Annotated in this window: 14 protein-coding genes and 1 pseudogene; 1 reads left to right on the top strand and 14 read right to left on the bottom strand. The window is 45.8% G+C overall.

From position 1 onward, the window contains the following. The first annotated feature begins 88 nt into the window (after nucleotides 1–88). A complete protein-coding gene (locus MHI32_RS15960) occupies nucleotides 89–1,000 on the top strand; it encodes a YafY family protein (protein ID WP_076126589.1) in 912 nt (303 codons plus the stop codon). Between the two features lie 546 nt (nucleotides 1,001–1,546). On the opposite strand, the gene MHI32_RS15955 is transcribed toward MHI32_RS15960, so the two are convergent. The 14 genes and pseudogenes from MHI32_RS15955 to MHI32_RS15890 form a co-directional block, all read right to left on the bottom strand. Beyond that, on the bottom strand, nucleotides 1,547–2,404 hold the full coding sequence (locus tag MHI32_RS15955) for an ABC transporter ATP-binding protein (RefSeq protein ID WP_076190254.1): 858 nt from the start codon (nucleotides 2,402–2,404) through the stop codon (nucleotides 1,547–1,549). A 9-nt stretch (nucleotides 2,405–2,413) separates the two neighbouring features. Further along, nucleotides 2,414–3,427, bottom strand: a complete 1,014-nt coding sequence (locus MHI32_RS15950; protein ID WP_076179405.1) for an iron ABC transporter permease — start codon at nucleotides 3,425–3,427, stop codon at nucleotides 2,414–2,416. Further along, nucleotides 3,424–4,401, bottom strand: coding sequence for an iron ABC transporter permease (locus MHI32_RS15945; protein WP_340010231.1), 978 nt, complete (start codon nucleotides 4,399–4,401; stop codon nucleotides 3,424–3,426). The genes MHI32_RS15950 and MHI32_RS15945 overlap by 4 nt, the downstream gene beginning before the upstream one ends. Before the next feature lie 122 nt (nucleotides 4,402–4,523). Beyond that, nucleotides 4,524–6,479: an AraC family transcriptional regulator gene (locus MHI32_RS15940; protein WP_340010229.1), complete on the bottom strand. Its 1,956-nt coding sequence runs from the start codon at nucleotides 6,477–6,479 to the stop codon at nucleotides 4,524–4,526. 256 nt (nucleotides 6,480–6,735) lie between these two features. Further along, nucleotides 6,736–7,011, bottom strand: a complete 276-nt coding sequence (locus MHI32_RS15935) for a hypothetical protein (protein ID WP_143763838.1) — start codon at nucleotides 7,009–7,011, stop codon at nucleotides 6,736–6,738. Between the two features lie 59 nt (nucleotides 7,012–7,070). Then, nucleotides 7,071–7,622: an NADAR family protein gene (locus MHI32_RS15930; protein ID WP_076126578.1), complete on the bottom strand. Its 552-nt coding sequence runs from the start codon at nucleotides 7,620–7,622 to the stop codon at nucleotides 7,071–7,073. Nucleotides 7,623–7,624: 2 nt separating this feature from the next. Beyond that, on the bottom strand, nucleotides 7,625–8,512 hold the full coding sequence (locus MHI32_RS15925; protein WP_076277376.1) for an NUDIX domain-containing protein: 888 nt from the start codon (nucleotides 8,510–8,512) through the stop codon (nucleotides 7,625–7,627). Between the two features lie 26 nt (nucleotides 8,513–8,538). Further along, the gene (locus MHI32_RS15920; RefSeq protein ID WP_340010226.1) at nucleotides 8,539–9,549 is read right to left on the bottom strand and encodes an AAA family ATPase; all 1,011 of its coding nucleotides are present in this window, start codon (nucleotides 9,547–9,549) and stop codon (nucleotides 8,539–8,541) included. Beyond that, nucleotides 9,546–10,226 carry a nicotinamide riboside transporter PnuC gene (pnuC, locus tag MHI32_RS15915; RefSeq protein WP_248548662.1) on the bottom strand — a complete coding sequence of 227 codons (681 nt, stop codon included), beginning with the start codon at nucleotides 10,224–10,226 and terminating at the stop codon, nucleotides 9,546–9,548. Before pnuC ends, MHI32_RS15920 begins: the two co-directional genes overlap by 4 nt. A 603-nt stretch (nucleotides 10,227–10,829) precedes the next feature. Further along, a complete protein-coding gene (locus MHI32_RS15910; RefSeq protein WP_340010225.1) occupies nucleotides 10,830–12,479 on the bottom strand; it encodes a DUF6138 family protein in 1,650 nt (549 codons plus the stop codon). A gap of 44 nt (nucleotides 12,480–12,523) precedes the next feature. Continuing rightward, nucleotides 12,524–13,450 carry an ADP-ribosylglycohydrolase family protein gene (locus MHI32_RS15905; RefSeq protein WP_076126570.1) on the bottom strand — a complete coding sequence of 309 codons (927 nt, stop codon included), beginning with the start codon at nucleotides 13,448–13,450 and terminating at the stop codon, nucleotides 12,524–12,526. Nucleotides 13,451–13,756: 306 nt separating this feature from the next. After that, a pseudogene (locus tag MHI32_RS15900) lies at nucleotides 13,757–14,452 on the bottom strand (alpha/beta hydrolase); the annotation flags it as partial. Between the two features lie 99 nt (nucleotides 14,453–14,551). Continuing rightward, entirely contained in the window at nucleotides 14,552–15,604 is a 1,053-nt protein-coding gene (locus tag MHI32_RS15895; protein ID WP_340010222.1) for an LLM class flavin-dependent oxidoreductase, read from the bottom strand. Between the two features lie 63 nt (nucleotides 15,605–15,667). Further along, nucleotides 15,668–16,537 (bottom strand): NAD(P)-dependent oxidoreductase, encoded by an 870-nt coding sequence (locus MHI32_RS15890; RefSeq protein ID WP_340010220.1) that lies wholly within the window; start codon nucleotides 16,535–16,537, stop codon nucleotides 15,668–15,670. Nucleotides 16,538–16,688: the final 151 nt, after the last annotated feature.

Below are 16,688 nucleotides of genomic sequence, written 5' to 3'. Positions count from 1 at the left end.
CTCCTTCTTGTGATACTTGTAGTATAATGAATAAAAGGTGACATCTAGGTGTCACCTTTCTGAAATCATGTAAAAAAAGAGGGCAATTATGGACAAAGTGGAGAGACTCATTTCGATTATCATGATATTGCTGAAAAAAGAGGTTGTTTCTACAACGGAATTCTCACAACTATTCAATGTCTCCAAAAGAACGATCCTTCGCGATATGGAAACATTGAGCTTATCGAACATCCCGATCTACTCTGTCAATGGGGTCAAAGGGGGCTACGGCATAATGGATGAATACAAGGTTGATAAACGCCTTTTAAGCAGCTCCGATTTACAGAATATATTAACTGCGCTCGGCGGATTGGAACAAATTCTCCGTACTGAAGAAGTTGAAAGAACGATAAAAAAAATAGAGGCAATGGTTAGTCCATTGTCTCTAAATCGTTCCATTCAACTGTCGTTTTATGATTGGGAAGGTCGGTCCGAGATTCTTGAAACCTTAAAGACATATCAAGAATCCATTTCAAAAAAGAGGCTGGTTTCGTTTGATTATACAGATAAGGACGGGGCTGTAACGAATAGAATGGTCGAGCCCTATGAGCTGCATTTTAGCGAATCGAGTTGGTACTTGAAAGGATTCTGTTTACATCGACAGGGATATCGAACTTTCAAGTTATCTCGGATCGATCATATTACTATGGATGAACGCGCGTTTCATCCTAGAGACGATTGGTCAGAGCAAGTACACGAAGCAAATTATCTACCTGAATTCGTCACGATTAAGGCCTGGATATCGCCTAGCATAAAAGATCAAATCATCGAAAGGTATGGTCGAAGAAGTATTGAAGACCATAATTCTGGATTTTTATTAGCAACCATTTATGTCCCACAAAATCGTATGGGATTTCAACTTTTAGCAAGCTTCGGCACTCATCTAAAAGTTGTAGAGCCCAAAACCTATGTTGAAGACTTTCGAAATTATTTATATCAAATGATGGAGAACTATTCCTGATATATTTAGCATTAAAGCTTCAACCTTCAACTCAACTTTTCACCCTATTTATGGTACGGTTCAGCCCGATTTGTCTTCACCGTGTGATACATCTGTTCCAAGATTTCAGCCACGTTTAGATTCTATTGTGATTGTGCGCCTGAGTCTGAACCAGCTGATCTTCTCAACTGCTGTGTTGCGGTCCCCATCTGCAGTTTCCGGGCAATCTGCTTGTTGCGCATTCCTCTGATACCTTCAATAGTCCTCCTTGCTTCATTTAGAGTTATATATACTGGTTCTCTCAAATTAATCACGTAATCTAGTGCTCCGAATAATAAAAAAAGCCCGCAAGCTAGTTACCTGCGGCTGTGAATTTAGGATATGTTGTTATTTATTATTATCTCTCCCCTCTGCAACAAGCCTTAGCCCACTTTCATGGAGTTAGTTGCTTGTGGAAGCTACACCAAAGGCTATACGCGTTGAATCGTGGCTATCATGACACCGGCAAATCCAATGCCTAACTGCACCAGTATTTCCGTGCGCCTAGGAGGACACGCTATGCGATTTTCAAGTGGCAATCGCCTCCTTCTGTTCCTTAGCTTTTGGGAATCCTTGATCCACACCTTGTTCTCTACGATTATCACGCAAGAGCTCGTACGTCACATACACCGGTCGCCCTGTTCGTGGTTCCAGCATAATCTCGGCATCAATGGCAAATACCTCACGCAGCGTCCGTACCGTCATTACACGCTCTGGCGAACCATGCTCCACCACCTGACCCTCACGAATCGCCACCATATAGTCGGAGAAGCGTGCTGCCAGATTCAGGTCATGCAGCACCATCACAATCGTCACCTGTTGACTGCGATTTAGTTCATAGAGCAGTTCCAGCACTTCAAGCTGATGCGCCAGGTCCAGATAGGTTGTGGGTTCATCCAGCAGGATCAGATCGGTTTGCTGGGCGAGCGCCATCGCAATCCATACGCGCTGACGCTGACCGCCAGATAGCGTATCGACCTCACGATGCTCAAACGCTGTAAGCTGTGTAACCGATAGGGCCCAGGCTACTACTTGCTTATCCTCTTTGGAGAGCTTGCCGAAGCCCCGTTGATGTGGAAAACGCCCATAGGCGATTAATTGACCGACCGTCAAACCGCTCGGTGCGGTCGGCGTCTGCGGCAGAATCGCCATCTGCTTGGCCACTTCCTTGGTGGACAGCGTACGGATATCGGCGCCATTCAGATAAACCGTACCATTATTCGTCTTGAGCAACCGACCGACTGCCTTTAGTACGGTTGATTTGCCGCATCCATTGGGACCAATAATCGAGGTAATCTGTCCACGCGGAATCTGCAAGTTCAGTTCTTTTACGATAAGCGTGTCATTATAGGCAATATCGATTTGTTGCGCTGTAATACTTTCCATGACGTCCTCCTAATTGGCCTTCGATAGTAAATAAAGAAAGTACGGAACACTGATGACCGTAATGACGATTCCCGTCGGCACATCTCCCCCCAAGCTAACCGTGCGCGTAATCGTGTCAGCCAGCACCACGACTAATCCTCCGGTCAGGCTGGCAGCCGGAACGAGCAATTTGTGATCGGGCCCGACCAGTTTTCTTGCCACATGCGGAGCGATCAAGCCAACGAAAAAGAAGCTTCCGCCCACGGCCACACTGCCAGAGGATAAAGCAACCGCAGCGATCGACAACCCCAAAAACTGCCGCTTCACGGCAAGACCCAGCCCTTCTGCCGTCTGATTGCCCAGATGGAGGGTGTTAAGTATGCGAGACTTGTAGAAAATATAGCCGAGTAAAATCAAGACCCATGGTGCCAGTACGGAAATATAACGCCAATCAGCGCCCCATAAGCTTCCCGCCAGCCAATGCAGCATGAAATCCATCTGCGAATCATTCAGCTTGAGAGTCAGGAAGGTGGTCAGCGCTTCATACCCGCTTCCGAGTGCGACCCCGGTTAAGATCAAACCGATTGGCGAAATATCTCGCCCACGGCGATACGACAATAAGAAGATCAATCCCGCCGCCAATAATCCGCCAACAAAGGCCAGTAGTGGTAGGGCAATAAAGGAGCCCTTTCCTGTCGATGCGATGAATACGACGAAGAACAGGACAAACAAACCCGATCCCGAACTAATCCCCAGCGTCCCTGGACTAGCCATGTCATTACGCAGCAAACTCTGCATCACGACCCCAGCCGCTCCCATTCCCAGACCTACCAAGATCGACAGTGTGATTCGTGGCAGGCGAAAATCGAACACGATCAGATTTTGCTTATCTGTACCGTTTCCGAGGAGAACATTCAGCACTTCTAGCGGTGAAAGATTCATTTTGCCAGAATTCATGCTAATGACAGCAAACATAAGGATGAGCACCATAAGCACTATATTGACGATAATGCCCCTTTGCACCGTATAACGCTGCTTGATCATTCAGATTCCCTCCTTTGCTTGCGAGCCAGGAAGAGAAAGTACGGCACACCAATGATAGAAAATATAATACCAATCGGTGTTTCGAACGGCTTATTGATCAAGCGGCCAGCCAGATCGGCCGACACGGTCAGCAACGCACCATATAGTGCAACTGCCGGAATAATGTAACGATAGTTGACACCGACCATGTATCGCACAATATGTGGGGTAATCAGACCAACAAACCCGATCGGACCAACTAAGACAACAGCCAATCCAGTCAGCACGAGCACGATAATCGTCGATAAACCTTTGACCAGTCCGCTACGAATACCGAGTCCACTTGCCACATCATCCCCCAAACTGAGCAGTGTAACAGAAGGAGATAGCGCCAGCGCCAGCAGTACACCACCAACAAATAGCGGTGAGATGATCAGCAATTCCCCCCACTTAACCCCCGCTGTACTGCCTGCCGTCCAGAATGCTAATGCTCGACCCAGATTATAATTGATCGCTAAATACTGACTGAGTGCGCCAAATAGCATAGAGATGGACAGTCCTGCCAGTACCAGCCGCTGAGGCGTCATCCCGCGCTTGCCCAGTGACGCGATGAAGTAAGTGATCCCGGTCGCGAGTGCTGCTCCCAGACAAGCAAACAGCATCATATGCCCATACGAATAACCCGGCAGAAAGGCCAGGCAAAGAGCAATCGCGAATGCTGCCCCAGAGCTGATGCCCATCAGCCCGGAGTCAGCCAGCGGATTTCGCGTCGTTCCCTGCATAATAGCCCCACATACCGCAAGGCTGCATCCGACGATCAGATCGGCTACGGTACGCGGAAGACGTAGGGTTTGTATAATTTGATGCTCAGTGAGCGTTGGATCAAATCGGAAAATAGCCTCCCATACAGTCGCTAACCTCATGTCGGCGGCGCCGAAGCTAATCGACGCCGCCGACATGAGAACCGTTAATCCAAGCCCTACCACCATGTACATGGTGAAATTCACCGCCCCACGGCGTTTTTGTTCAGGCTTGTTTTTCATTACGCTTTCCTTTCCTTACCTACTGATAGTCATATTTACAAATTGGAGTACTTCTTTTTACCTCGTCAAAATCCTTATCTAGCCATAGCCAGCAATTGATTTACAATATGATCAATCAATGCACTGGAAGTCATTATATCCGTGGACCAAGATAGCGATGTACCCACCGATATGATCCGATTATGTTGCACAGCAGATAGCGATTTCCAGACCGCATTATCAGTAGGGACTTCCGTATCTCCTATAGCGATTAGATAATCCCCTATGTAAGCAGCCAAGACCTCCATAGAGATATCTCCCCAATATTTATCTGTGTCAATAATATCAGTTTGAACTTTTGAAGGTGCCTTCATTTTAAGTCCATTATAAACAAGCTCGCCAACCGCATGCTTGGCTCCAGCGATGTAGTTACTTTTATCACTGAATTCCCCCATAGTAATCGTCACGTCTGAAAGACCTGCATTCTGAAGGGCTAGCTTCGCTTCTTCTATTTTTCCGGCATAAGCACTCAGAACAGCCTTAGCCTCTTCCTGCTTGTTCAAAACATCACCAATAAAATGTATCCGCTCTTCTGTAGTCATATCACCATAAGGGACATAAATTGTCGGGGCAATTTTGGATAAATCTTCATAATTTTCATCGCCCCATGCTAAAATGATCAGATCAGGCTCAAGAGTCATGACATCTTCCGGCTCCATAGCTATTTTAATAGAGTCTGTAATCTGGTTAGCAAAAACAGCCTCTTTCCCGTCCCTTGCCGCTCTCGCCACCCCTAAAGGAGTTACACCTAGGGCCACCACATCACCAACCAAATAATCGACTACAACACGCTGAGGGTTGTTCGGTACCTTAACGTCACCCTTTACTGTGGATATCGTTCTCGTCTGCGAGACTGCTTCTGAAGCTTCCGGTTGTGTCGTCTGTTGTGTCTGCGCAGGGTTTGAATTCACCGTTCCCCCGTTATTCGATGGCGTTCCCGACGCACATGCCGACAATAACAGCATCAAGCTCATCGTCGCCGCCAAGATCATTTCTTTACTTCTTACTTTTCCAAACATGGTTGATTCCCCTTCTCTATAAGACTGGACTAGACCCGCTAGTTCCCTCTCATAGTAAAGAAAATGAGAATCATTATCAATACCATCAACCTGCATAGATAGTGCGTTTATTTTCCGATAATCACTTGGTGTCATCTTGTAATACTTCTTAAACATCCGAAACAGATTTTTCTCATCTGCAAAACCAGATCCTGTTGCGATCTCTTTAATGGTTGCTTCTGTATGTTTCAAGTCATGGCAGGCAGCTTCAATCCTTCTCTGAATGAGGTACTCCTGTAAGCTCATGCCTTCCTTTTTTTTGAACAGCCGCGTCAATTGCCCGCCACTGATCCCAAACATATCAGCAATTTCTTGGAACATAATCGGCTGCATGTAATGTTTATCGAGATATATCTTGGCAGAACAGGCTGGATCTGGCTGGAGATACCGAATCTCCCCACTCTCAAAATCTCTGTACACCCCATGTATCAATTGATATAGAAAACTTTTGGCCTGCAACTGATCCATCGCTTTGCCGCGGTTCCAGCCATTCATCATCTGTTGAAACCAATCGAGTAGCAAGATAGGATTACTTGGTGTATAACCATACTGTTGAACAAATGGATTTACTTCCTCGAGTAATTGCTGCAGGTGCCTCTTGAAAAAAAGAGGTAATTCTGCTTTATAAAATACCATAAAGGTCTTCACATTCTCCCCTTTAGGCGAAATACTGAGCAGGCTCCCCTTCCCTCCGTGAACTAAACCAAAGCGTTCCATTCCAAATGTGGTTTCATTCAGTTGAATTTGTGCTTCTCCTCCACATGCATAGATAAACATGCTACTAGGCATTTTATACTGCTCCAACGGGTATTGGGACGCTACATTCTGAAAACGTACATCTATTAATGTAATGATCGAACGTGTCCAAATGTGGGCCATCGTATCGATCATCTCTGGTGTAAATACCTGGCTTGCTGCTGCTTCGTCTTGCATCTATCTGCGCTCCCTCATCTCACCTTTTGCAATTTATATATCACCTATCAATTGATATTGATTATCAATATCATAATTCATGAGGTAAGTATATCATCATTAAGTGACATTGGGGACAAGTTCTTGCCCTGAGCAAAAGACAAGCACTTGTACCGATAAAAAAAACCGCGCACAGCGCGGCTTCCAGTGAGACTTTGTTCTTGTCCTCTGAGCGAAGAATCGTTTCTATACTCTCAGTAGAAGATATTATTTACAGCTAAATATTCCGAAGCAGTGAAGGATCAAGTTCCGCTCTCCCTAAGTAGCCGCTGCAGATAACGGGACGGTTAATGATTTCATACATTTTTTTAAGATCCGAAATGTACTCTTGGCTCCAAGTTTCAAAAGAATCGAATTCCGCCTTAGAAATTTGATGGTACTCCGGGGAGTCGGTTACCCCCGTAAGGACCTCATATGCATAAATATTATCGCCAAACTTTCCTACTGATTGGTATCTTCCTGTTTTCAGGCAGATATAATCGGTATATTTCACGGTCATCCCTCATCCTGTCATTGATTTCCTCAAGTCCATTAATTTAATCTTGTATAAATCTAACTCCGCAGCAACTCGTCCCGCGCTTCCGTCAGTGCGAACCCCAGCAGATTTCTGCCCCGCCATTTCATGGGATTCTCCGCATCCGGATTGGACTGGCCCATGCCGATCCCCCAAATACGGTCCCGCGGGCTAGCCTCGACGAGGATGCGGTTCTTCGTCGAGTTAAGATAATCGTTAAGCTTCGGATTCTGCGAAAATTTGGCCAAGCTGGCTCTTTTGACGATGCTGTAACATTCCTTATCCCAAATATCTTTGTCAAAGTTCTGGACCGCACGTCCAAAAGCCTTCATCTCCTTTGGATGCTTAGCTTTAAGGATGGACTCCAGCATTTCGTCATCGCCGAACAACCTTGCCTTCTCGGCCATCATAAACTGCTCGGCACATGAGTACTGCGTTCCCTCTACCGTGAACGGGCACATCCACCATTGGCTGAAGCAGCTTTTATCAACGCTCCCGTCCTTAGGCGGTGTATGTCCCCAAAAAAACACGAATTTGAACTTTTTTCCCTCGTTATATGCTTTTCTTAACTCATCGATATTGTAAATCATCGTTAACCCTCCAAATTTCTCCGATATAAGCGGGATGGTCTATGCCCCGCATTTTCGGTATAATGATCGGTCTCCACTACAAGATCGGCTACTTTACGCCGGAAGGCCGCCTTCAACAGCTCTTTATCCATAATTACCTCATAAACCTGCTGCAGTTCCGTCAAGGTAAAAAGCTTCGGCATCAAGTGCAGTGCAATATCGGTGTAATTCACTTTTCCCCGTAACCGATCAATAGCGCATGCTATGATCTTCGCATGGTCGAAGGCCAATCCGTCATTCGATACGATCTCATAATCCGTGCCAGTCGATGTAGTCTTCGCTGTCATAGTCCTCGCCACGACCGCCGAAAGTTCTTCTTCTTCACTACTTAGTTTGAGTTCGTACTCCAGTGTCTTGATGTATCCGTCCACAATCAGTTCTTTTTGCTCCCGCAGCGGCCGATAGGATACCTTGAACCAGGCGGCGTCTGCTGCATCATCTCCTGCCTTAAGCTCCAACTTGTCGCTATTGATCAGAGCCATATAGCTACAGCTTATTACCCAGGTTCGTGGGTCGCGCCCGATATCACTGAACGTATACAACTGCTCCAGATAAACGTCTTCTACGCCAGTTTCCTCGCATAGTTCCCTTACTGCTGCCTGCTCAGTCGTCTCATTCGGCCGGACAAAACCGCCAGGCAGCGCCCATTTGCCCAGGAAGGGGTGAGCCCCCCGGCGAATTAGTAGGACGCGTAGCTCTTTTTCCGGTAGTTTGCGATAACTGTCAGCCTCGTCTTCCGTCACAGTGAAGATAACCATATCCGTCGTCACTGAAGGACGCTCGTAATCGCCTGCCTTGTATTGCTTCAAAAATTCAGATTCCGTAAGTCCATCCTTATCCAACAAATCCAAGTGGGTATGCCTCCTTTATATTTGATTTAACCGTTCAGCTCTTCGAAATAGTTCCCGTAGGGCTCGAACTTTGCCAACACTTCATCTACCTTGCGTATACGTTCCTCCAGGCTCCCCCGCAGCGTAATATAGGGGATCCGCCGCTCCTTCAAATCCGCGATAATCTGTTTATGAAAGACATGCCGCTTCTGATCCCCGCTGCGGTCCCACGTATCGTCGTAAGGAATATCGTCAGCGCATAAGAAGAACAGATCATAACGTTGCGCGTTCTCCAGAGCGATCCGGGTTAACAGCTCGGGGGCCCGGCCGTGGTAATCTAGGGCGAACATATACGTCGTGATCGCATTGGTATCGACGAACAGAACCCGGTTCGCCGCAAGCATTGCCTGTTCTTCGCGCTCGATATGACCCACCGCGATTTCATCGAACGCTTCCAAGCCGATTCGGCGGTCCACCTGATGTTCGGTCCAATAATCGCGTCCGTATTCGCTTGCGAACGTTGTGCAATATCGCTGTGCCAGTGCTTCGGTGATCGTCGACTTACCCGTTGACATCGCTCCAACGAATACCAATTTCGTGATCAAATCCCGGTACACGATATCACTTACGAACTCCCTGTACTGATATGGATTGGAACGGACCATCGTCGCTGAGATCGGGACCCGCTCTCGGGCTTCATCCACCCGCCGGTCTATTGCACCCAAAGCGAGACTCATATGTTTGCCGTAGAATTCGCTCGAGTAAAAATGCGTTACTTGCTCTCCGTTCAGCAAACCGAGTATATACTGTTCTTCCCGAACCTCATGTTCCCTGTCATCCGAATATCCATCCGGACCATCCCAAGCTTCGATTACCCGGACTTCCGGATAGAGCCTGCGAATCCAATTTGCCCGGACATGAAGCGGGATCGGAGTGACTGTCGTTTCGTAAATGACTAGGATCAATTCATCGACCTCTTGTAGCGCCGTTTCAATCATGAACTGATGACCTTTATGCAGCGGGGCAAACTTCCCCAGTGTTAGTCCAAGCGTGTTCATGCCGCCACCTCCTTCGCCCCTTTATTCCAAATATAGTACCCGTAAACTGCGTTGACCAGATACGCGCTCCACATCACGATCATCAGTAGGCCTTCCCCGCTGCCCTCCAGCATGCGAATCGCCCACAGCAGCACCGTAAAGAGATTTAGCACGATATAGACCAGCCATTGTTCCTTGAATCTTCTAACCATTAAGAAGGTCGCCACAACAGACAGCACCGTTGTAGTGGCATCAATGTAAGGCGAATTCTGTCCCGGAATGAACGAAAGCCCAAATCCGAGCAGCAAACAGCCGATTACACAGACCATCCCAACGAGGAGCAGTCTTCTAAGATCCATCTGCCGCATGGTCAGTCTACCGTCTTTTTGGCGATTATTTTTCCACATGTAGAAGCCAATAACATTCATTGGAACAAAGAATAGCAGATTCAGCAAAACCTCTCCAAACAAACCGTTAATATAGGCCAAATAAGCATAACCGATGGTATTGTACATGCCGAAAACATAGCTCATCAGGTTGCCCTTCGCTGCAAGCACCACGCATAACACCCCAGTAATAAATACCGTGAATCCGAATAAAGAGTCCTTTGTAATCACTGTAAACCCGACAGCGATTGAGGTAAATAGTATCAACCACGTAATTTCGAACAGATTCCAGTTAGCCGCCACCTTTTTCATCTTGCATCCCTCCGCTTTTTCCACTCATTCATAGAGCGAAAAAAATTAGTTGTACTTAGTATCGTTTTGATAATAACATATTGTTACTATCAAAAGTAACAGAAAATTCTGCGAAGGGCAAGCAAATTTTTCCTATTTCCACAGACAGGTACTTATTTAAGGCTTCTCAACAGAACTAACTTTAAATTTGTAAAAATAAAAAGAAACCCCTATTAAAAGGGATTTCCTCTAATCTTGTTCAACTAACGTACCAATAGGTGGACTGTTTTTTAAGGTTTACTATTCCGTCTTTCTACTCAAATAAATAATCACCCTCTTTTTCTAAGAGAACAGGTAAATACTGAGTTACCATTTCAGTAAACACGAAATCATCCCCACAATTAAATTGTGCACTTCATTACATAAACCCGTCTTCGGGTTCACCAACATCAAATCCTAATACTTTTGTCGCCTCCAATTTAAATCTCTCTATCCAAGAACTCCAATCACTATTACTCATCTGTGCATAAAATGATAAACCACTTGGCTCCACTGAAGCCACAATAAAAACATCATCATCTTCCTGCCCGAACCAATAGGGAATTCCATTTTTATATATCGTCATCAACTTATAAGAGTCAGTAGCTCCGATAGAATAACTCTAAGCTCAAGCTCCGTCTGCCCTGACTTCACGGCTTTTTCCAGCTTTGCACGGCTTCCGAATATCCGGTATAGAACCTGCTCCCGTTCATATATTTCTTTAGGCGACAGCTCTTGAAGCAGCGCTTCTGCAAGCTCGACCCGATCGATCACGAAGTTTTTGACAGATCTTGCTTCCTCATTTCCTGCTAGCAGAATGTCGACTAGGACTGGCATAAGCTCAGCCTCTACACCGTGCGCATCAATAAAGGTCTCCGCATAACCATCCTGTATCATTTGGTGCTCCGAATCTACCCTCTCCATATAACGAGAGACGAGTGAGAAATATTCCTTGCTATATAATCCTAATCCGAGTACAGCATAGGTACCAGGCATGACCGACTTTTCACCCGGTTCCGTGTCCTTGTACCACGCATAGGGCTCCATAGCGATATCCGCATACGCAGCCAGCTTAGGAAAAAGAGACGGATAGGCTAGTGCACCAGCAAAAAACTGATGAAGACCTGATTTAGCCATTTTTTTTAGAGGAAGATAGTTCTTTTGTTTGCTTTTCAGCTTCAGGTTATATTCCTTCGGGAATCCCTGCTGCAGCAATTCGGTAATGTGATCCAATGCTTCTCCATAAGCTGGTTCCTCCTCGTTCAAAATCCGGACTTCAATGCTCTGTGTTACATCATTATTATCAACTTCAACACGGGTCCCTTTATATACTGGAGTGAATTTCCCGCTTCCCCCCAGGATATACTCCGCTGCGTGTTTTGAACCAAGCTGGACAGCTAGTTTCAAATATTGTTCCCGGATGTCCGGTTTCGTTTTTCCAATTTGCAGAGCGGCATATACAAAAAAGGAAAGTTGATCTGCATTCGGATCCATAAGCGCCATATCCTCTTTAGGTATCCAATCCATTCTAAAGCTGCCTGTACGCACAAAATAGCGTGGAAGAAAAATATTTTGAATCCAATTATCCATAGCCAAAGTATACTGGCCAGTCCATTCGTCTAAGCGTCGCCTATTACTTCTGAGCTTGTCGGATAAATGCTCAATTAATGGGCCAACTGCATTTTCTTCTTGCTTCATAAGATCAGGGTTCATCAAGTGATGAGAAAAGAAAAACTGGTCATCAACACTCGGCAATACGGGAAGATCAGACATGATTTTGGATGTTATAAACTTCTGTAATGATTTGCGGAGTTCGTTCAGCTTCTCTTCGTTAACCAGATGCACGCAAAGTGTTAAGTCTTCGTCCTCCATTTCAAAGGAAAGTACGATCTGGAATCGGTAATCAAAAAAACGAGGACCTAACTTCTCTGATAAAAAAAGCTCCTCCACTCTCTTGCATAATGCCGGGTAAAGTTCAGATCTAATTAATTCATCCGTGAGTTCGGCGATATAAGGACCTGCTTCGATTTCATAAGAGCTGTCCGTCCAATCGAACGGTTCTTCAATATCAATATGTATTTTTCCGTCACGCCAAGCTACCTGAAGATAATCCTTTATCCCTGCCTGGAGCGGACGATTTCCTATGAATTCATTTATTCTTATAGTCTCTTTGTTGTATATGGTTATCATCTCGCTCCACACATCGTCTAAAAACCTCTGTACTGCTGCGTTCATTCCCATTCCTCCTCATAGTTAGTGCTAATAGAACCTAGTACTCCTCATGCAGATTGAAGACGGAGCAGCAGTTGATCAACCAGATCTGTCTCTCGCAGCTGGTTGATCCAGCGCTGAGGGATATGCTCATACCCATATCGGATTCCGGCAAGACCACCTGTGATACAGGCTGTTGTATCCGTGTCGTTGCCTAAGGCAACTGCTCGTTTGACGGCATCTTCGTAGGAAGTGCAGGTTTGGAGGATCATACACGCACTGAACAAGGAATCCACAACATAACCAGATCCTTCGCCATAGAATACTTTATCTGGATGAATGTTCTCTTCGAGCTCCCGTTCATGCTCAGGCATCTGCTGGTAGATCGTTCGAAGCTTGCTAAGAGCAGTTCGGTAGCACAGATTGAAGTCTTGCTCTTGCAACAGTTCACGTGCAATTAACACATAGAAGGCACAACATACCTGATTACAGATATGTGCATGAGTTACAAGGCATTGAGTATGTGCATCCTGAACGAGTTGTTTATCTGTTCCTTTGTGCCACAAGGCAAGTGGTAGCACGCGCATTAGCGCCCCATTCCCTTTCCCATCAGGAACTGTATTGCCACTCTCGTAAGGGGACATTCCTTGGTAATAAGTAGACAACGTACGACTGGTTTGTATTCCAACATCAAAAACTTGTTGGGCTACTGCCCATCTACCTTCATGATACCAGTCGACCAATTTGTCAGCAAAATCAGTTAGCTCCAGTGTACCTTTATCGATCAGACTCTCCAGCAGACATAGTGCCTGCGCACCATCATCCGACCAGGTGCCGGCAGGAACATCTCGGTAGGTGGGCTGAAAGCCCACAGGAGGAGTAAACTCAATCTGCTCCAGAGGTGGGAGCTGCTCCGCTGATCTGAATTCATAGGGGACACCAAGAGCATCTCCAATCAATAAGCCGTAAAGCCCACCCTTAATCTTATCCCACATGTTGTATTCTCCTTATCACTAGATATAATTTGGATCAAGCTGTCTACAAATATATAAGCCTACCCTATCAATATTTAAACTGTTTTGCATCATGTAAATAAAAATTGAAGAAATAAGCTTCCAATGAACAATACGATAGTAATCTAAGCCTTTTTTGAAATCAATAATATATAACAAAAGATGAGGCTGTTTTTAAAATCAACAACCTCATCTTTTTTATGAATCTTTCCCGAATAATTACGTGTCTCTACTTAAATAACCATTCAACTTTTTCTGCGTATTCGCAGTTTATTTTAGTCCCTATAATTAGCTAGGATGAAGTGCCCGGGCCATCGCATCCATATAGCCCTGAACAGCGCGCTGACTCACTTCTGTTTCTGGAGCAAAAATTTCGAAAAGGTGAAAACAACCGGGATACAGGTGGAATTCGACATCCACACCTGCTTGTGCAAGTCGTGCCACATACTCCATTGTCTCGTCTCGGAATAGATCGAGCTGACCTATACAAGTATAGGCTGGCGGCAAACCTGCCAAGTTCTCCGCTCTCGAGGGTACTGCATAAGTAGATTTTCCTCTGACGTCGCTCTCCTCGCCCAGGTACATGTTCCAAGCTGCTATGTTGTCTGTTCGGTTCCAGATTGCGCCTGCTTCCGTAATCTCATGACTGGACGGTGTGATGTTTCGGTTGTCAAGCATCGGGTATAATGGCATTTGGAAAATAAGAGACGGTCCTCCTTTATCACGCGCCATCAGCGCGAGCGCTGCTGTCAGTCCGCCGCCACCGCTAGCACCGGCAATTGCAATCCGATTCACATCAATGCCAAGCAAGGCTGCCTCCTCCGTCATCCATACCAATCCAGCATAACAATCTTCGATCGCCGCCGGATAAGGGTGCTCGGGAGCAAGCCTATAATCAACCGATACGACTATACATTCTGCTGTCTGAACAAAACGTTCGCATAATTCGTCGTCCATATCCGGATGTCCTAACACGTATCCTCCCTCTCTTAATTCTGGTAGTATACGTGGTTCAACACTCATAATAATCCCTCCAAATAAAATAATGAATTCGTTCGTTTACGTCTTATTCATAGATAATCCTTATCCCATTTGAGCTTCCCACTTGGCAATTTCCTCTCGTACTCGCGGCGCAACCTCTGTACCGAGCAGTTCTATAGCCCGCATAACCAACTCATGCGGCATCGTACTTAAGGGAACATACATCATGAATCGTGTAATCCCTACATGCTTACGCAGATGGATTATTTTTTGGGCGACTGTTTCCGGATCCCCTACATACAACGCACCATCAAAGCGTCGGGCAGCATCATAGCTGGAACGATCGTAGTACGCCCACCCCCGTTCTTTGCCGAGCTTATTCATACCGTACTGGGTAGACGGAAAAAAGAGTTCTGCCGCCTGTTCCGTATCTTCTGCAACAAATCCGATGGAATGTGAACCTACCTGATGCCGCGATACATCATGTCCGGCATGAGCTGCCGCCTTTTTATACAGTTGTACAAGCGGTGCAAAATTGGTTGGGTTTCCACCGATAATCGCCAGGACTAATGGCAGGCCCAGAAGTCCTGCACGCACGGCAGACTCCTGGGTACCGCCACTACCAATCCATATGGGTAAAGAGTGCTGAACAGGGCGCGGGTATACACCCAGATTATTTATCGCTGATCGATGTCCTCCACTCCATGTAACTTTCTCAGATTCCCGTATTTTCAGAAGCAGCTCGATGTTTTCATTAAATAAATCCTCATAGTCATGCAAGTCATACCCAAAAAGCGGAAAGGATTCAACAAAGGAACCCCGGCCCGCTATAATCTCGGCACGTCCATTGGATAAGCCGTCAAGCGTGGCAAAATCCTGAAACACACGGACAGGATCAGCTGATGAAAGAACCGTCACAGCACTCGTCAATCGAATCCGCTTTGTTAGGGGGGCTGCAGCAGACAACACCACTGCTGGTGATGAAGCTGCATAATCTTCACGATGATGCTCACCTATGCCAAACACATCAAGTCCTACCTGATCCGCAAGGACGATTTCTTCGACGACTTCTCGTAATCGCTGTGCGTGACTCATCACAACTCCGGTCTCAGTATCAGGCTTTGTTTCTATGAACGAAGTAACACCTATTTCCATAGTTAATCTCTCCTTATATTTTCTCTTGCAATTCGCCCGACATCATCGGTGCAACCCAATTTTTTAAGAAGAATGCTCAAGACAACGGATTAAAGCCGTCCAATCCAACTCACCATAACCATTGGCAATTCCTTCAGACAAGTGATGGTGGATAAGCTGACCTAAAGGTAGAGGAGTTTGAACGGACTTCGCTGCCTCAATAGCCAATGCAACATCTTTTAACCCAAGCTTCATTTTAAAACCGGCCGGTTCAAAGCGTTGTTCGCTCATGATCGCTCCATAGTTCTGATATATTGGAGATTGAAAAAGAGCATTCACGACATTCATAAATTGGGACGAATCAATACCGTGCTTTTCTACCATTAGCTGCACTTCCGACAAAGCTTCCAGCATTGAAGCAATTAGAAAGTTAACGCCAATTTTCACAACGTTCCCTTCTTCGCCCTGATCCCCAATCTCTACTATCTCTTGACCCAATACTGTTAAAACGGGAAGTACCCGTTGTTTTGCTTGTTCCGGACCAGCTAAAATAATACGCAATTTAGCTTCTTTAGCGGCATCTGGGCGCCCCATCACCGTGGCAGACACAAAGTGTTGCTTTCGCTCCGCATGCGAGACGGATAATTTTCGAGCCAGATCTACGCTGATTGTACTGGCAGAGATGTGAATTCCATTTTCCGACAATCCATTCAGAACACCATCTGGTCCCTCGACGACCTCCTTCAAAGCAGCATCATCAGAAAGCATGGTAATTACAAGATTGCTTTCTTTCACTGCCTCTAGCGGTGTTTTGGCATATCGTGCTCCCTGTTTCATTAAGGGTTCAACTTTTTCAGGGGTCCGATTAAAGATGACTAATTCATAACCCGCTTTCAATAGATTTTGGGCCATTGGGAGCCCCATATTTCCAAGCCCAATAAACGATACTTTCATTAGACACCTCTCCTTATTTTGATGGGTTTATCAATAACGGAATGATCGTTCCAAAATAATCAAAAAAATATAGTCTAACATATACTCTTCAATTATCACTTTCATAATATGGGGAATATGATAACGGAACGATCGTTCCGAAATAATTAAA

Origin of the sequence: Paenibacillus sp. FSL H7-0690, assembly GCF_037980415.1 — a bacterium.
Lineage (GTDB): Bacteria > Bacillota > Bacilli > Paenibacillales > Paenibacillaceae > Paenibacillus_AQ > Paenibacillus_AQ odorifer.
Note: the sequence above shows the minus strand (reverse complement) of the source record. Positions and strands in the feature narration are given on the sequence as shown.

Excerpts from the sequence above, each read along its gene's own strand:
- MHI32_RS15920 (WP_340010226.1), bottom strand. The coding sequence starts at position 9,549 with ATGAACACGCTTGGACTAACACTGGGGAAGTTTGCCCCGCTGCATAAA.
- MHI32_RS15960 (WP_076126589.1), top strand. The coding sequence starts at position 89 with ATGGACAAAGTGGAGAGACTCATTTCGATTATCATGATATTGCTGAAA.
- MHI32_RS15910 (WP_340010225.1), bottom strand. The coding sequence starts at position 12,479 with ATGAACGCAGCAGTACAGAGGTTTTTAGACGATGTGTGGAGCGAGATG.
- MHI32_RS15945 (WP_340010231.1), bottom strand. The coding sequence starts at position 4,401 with ATGTACATGGTGGTAGGGCTTGGATTAACGGTTCTCATGTCGGCGGCG.
- MHI32_RS15930 (WP_076126578.1), bottom strand. The coding sequence starts at position 7,622 with ATGATTTACAATATCGATGAGTTAAGAAAAGCATATAACGAGGGAAAA.
- MHI32_RS15895 (WP_340010222.1), bottom strand. The coding sequence starts at position 15,604 with ATGGAAATAGGTGTTACTTCGTTCATAGAAACAAAGCCTGATACTGAG.
- MHI32_RS15955 (WP_076190254.1), bottom strand. The coding sequence starts at position 2,404 with ATGGAAAGTATTACAGCGCAACAAATCGATATTGCCTATAATGACACG.
- MHI32_RS15950 (WP_076179405.1), bottom strand. The coding sequence starts at position 3,427 with ATGATCAAGCAGCGTTATACGGTGCAAAGGGGCATTATCGTCAATATA.
- MHI32_RS15905 (WP_076126570.1), bottom strand. The coding sequence starts at position 13,450 with ATGTGGGATAAGATTAAGGGTGGGCTTTACGGCTTATTGATTGGAGAT.
- MHI32_RS15890 (WP_340010220.1), bottom strand. The coding sequence starts at position 16,537 with ATGAAAGTATCGTTTATTGGGCTTGGAAATATGGGGCTCCCAATGGCC.
- pnuC (WP_248548662.1), bottom strand. The coding sequence starts at position 10,226 with ATGAAAAAGGTGGCGGCTAACTGGAATCTGTTCGAAATTACGTGGTTG.
- MHI32_RS15940 (WP_340010229.1), bottom strand. The coding sequence starts at position 6,479 with ATGCAAGACGAAGCAGCAGCAAGCCAGGTATTTACACCAGAGATGATC.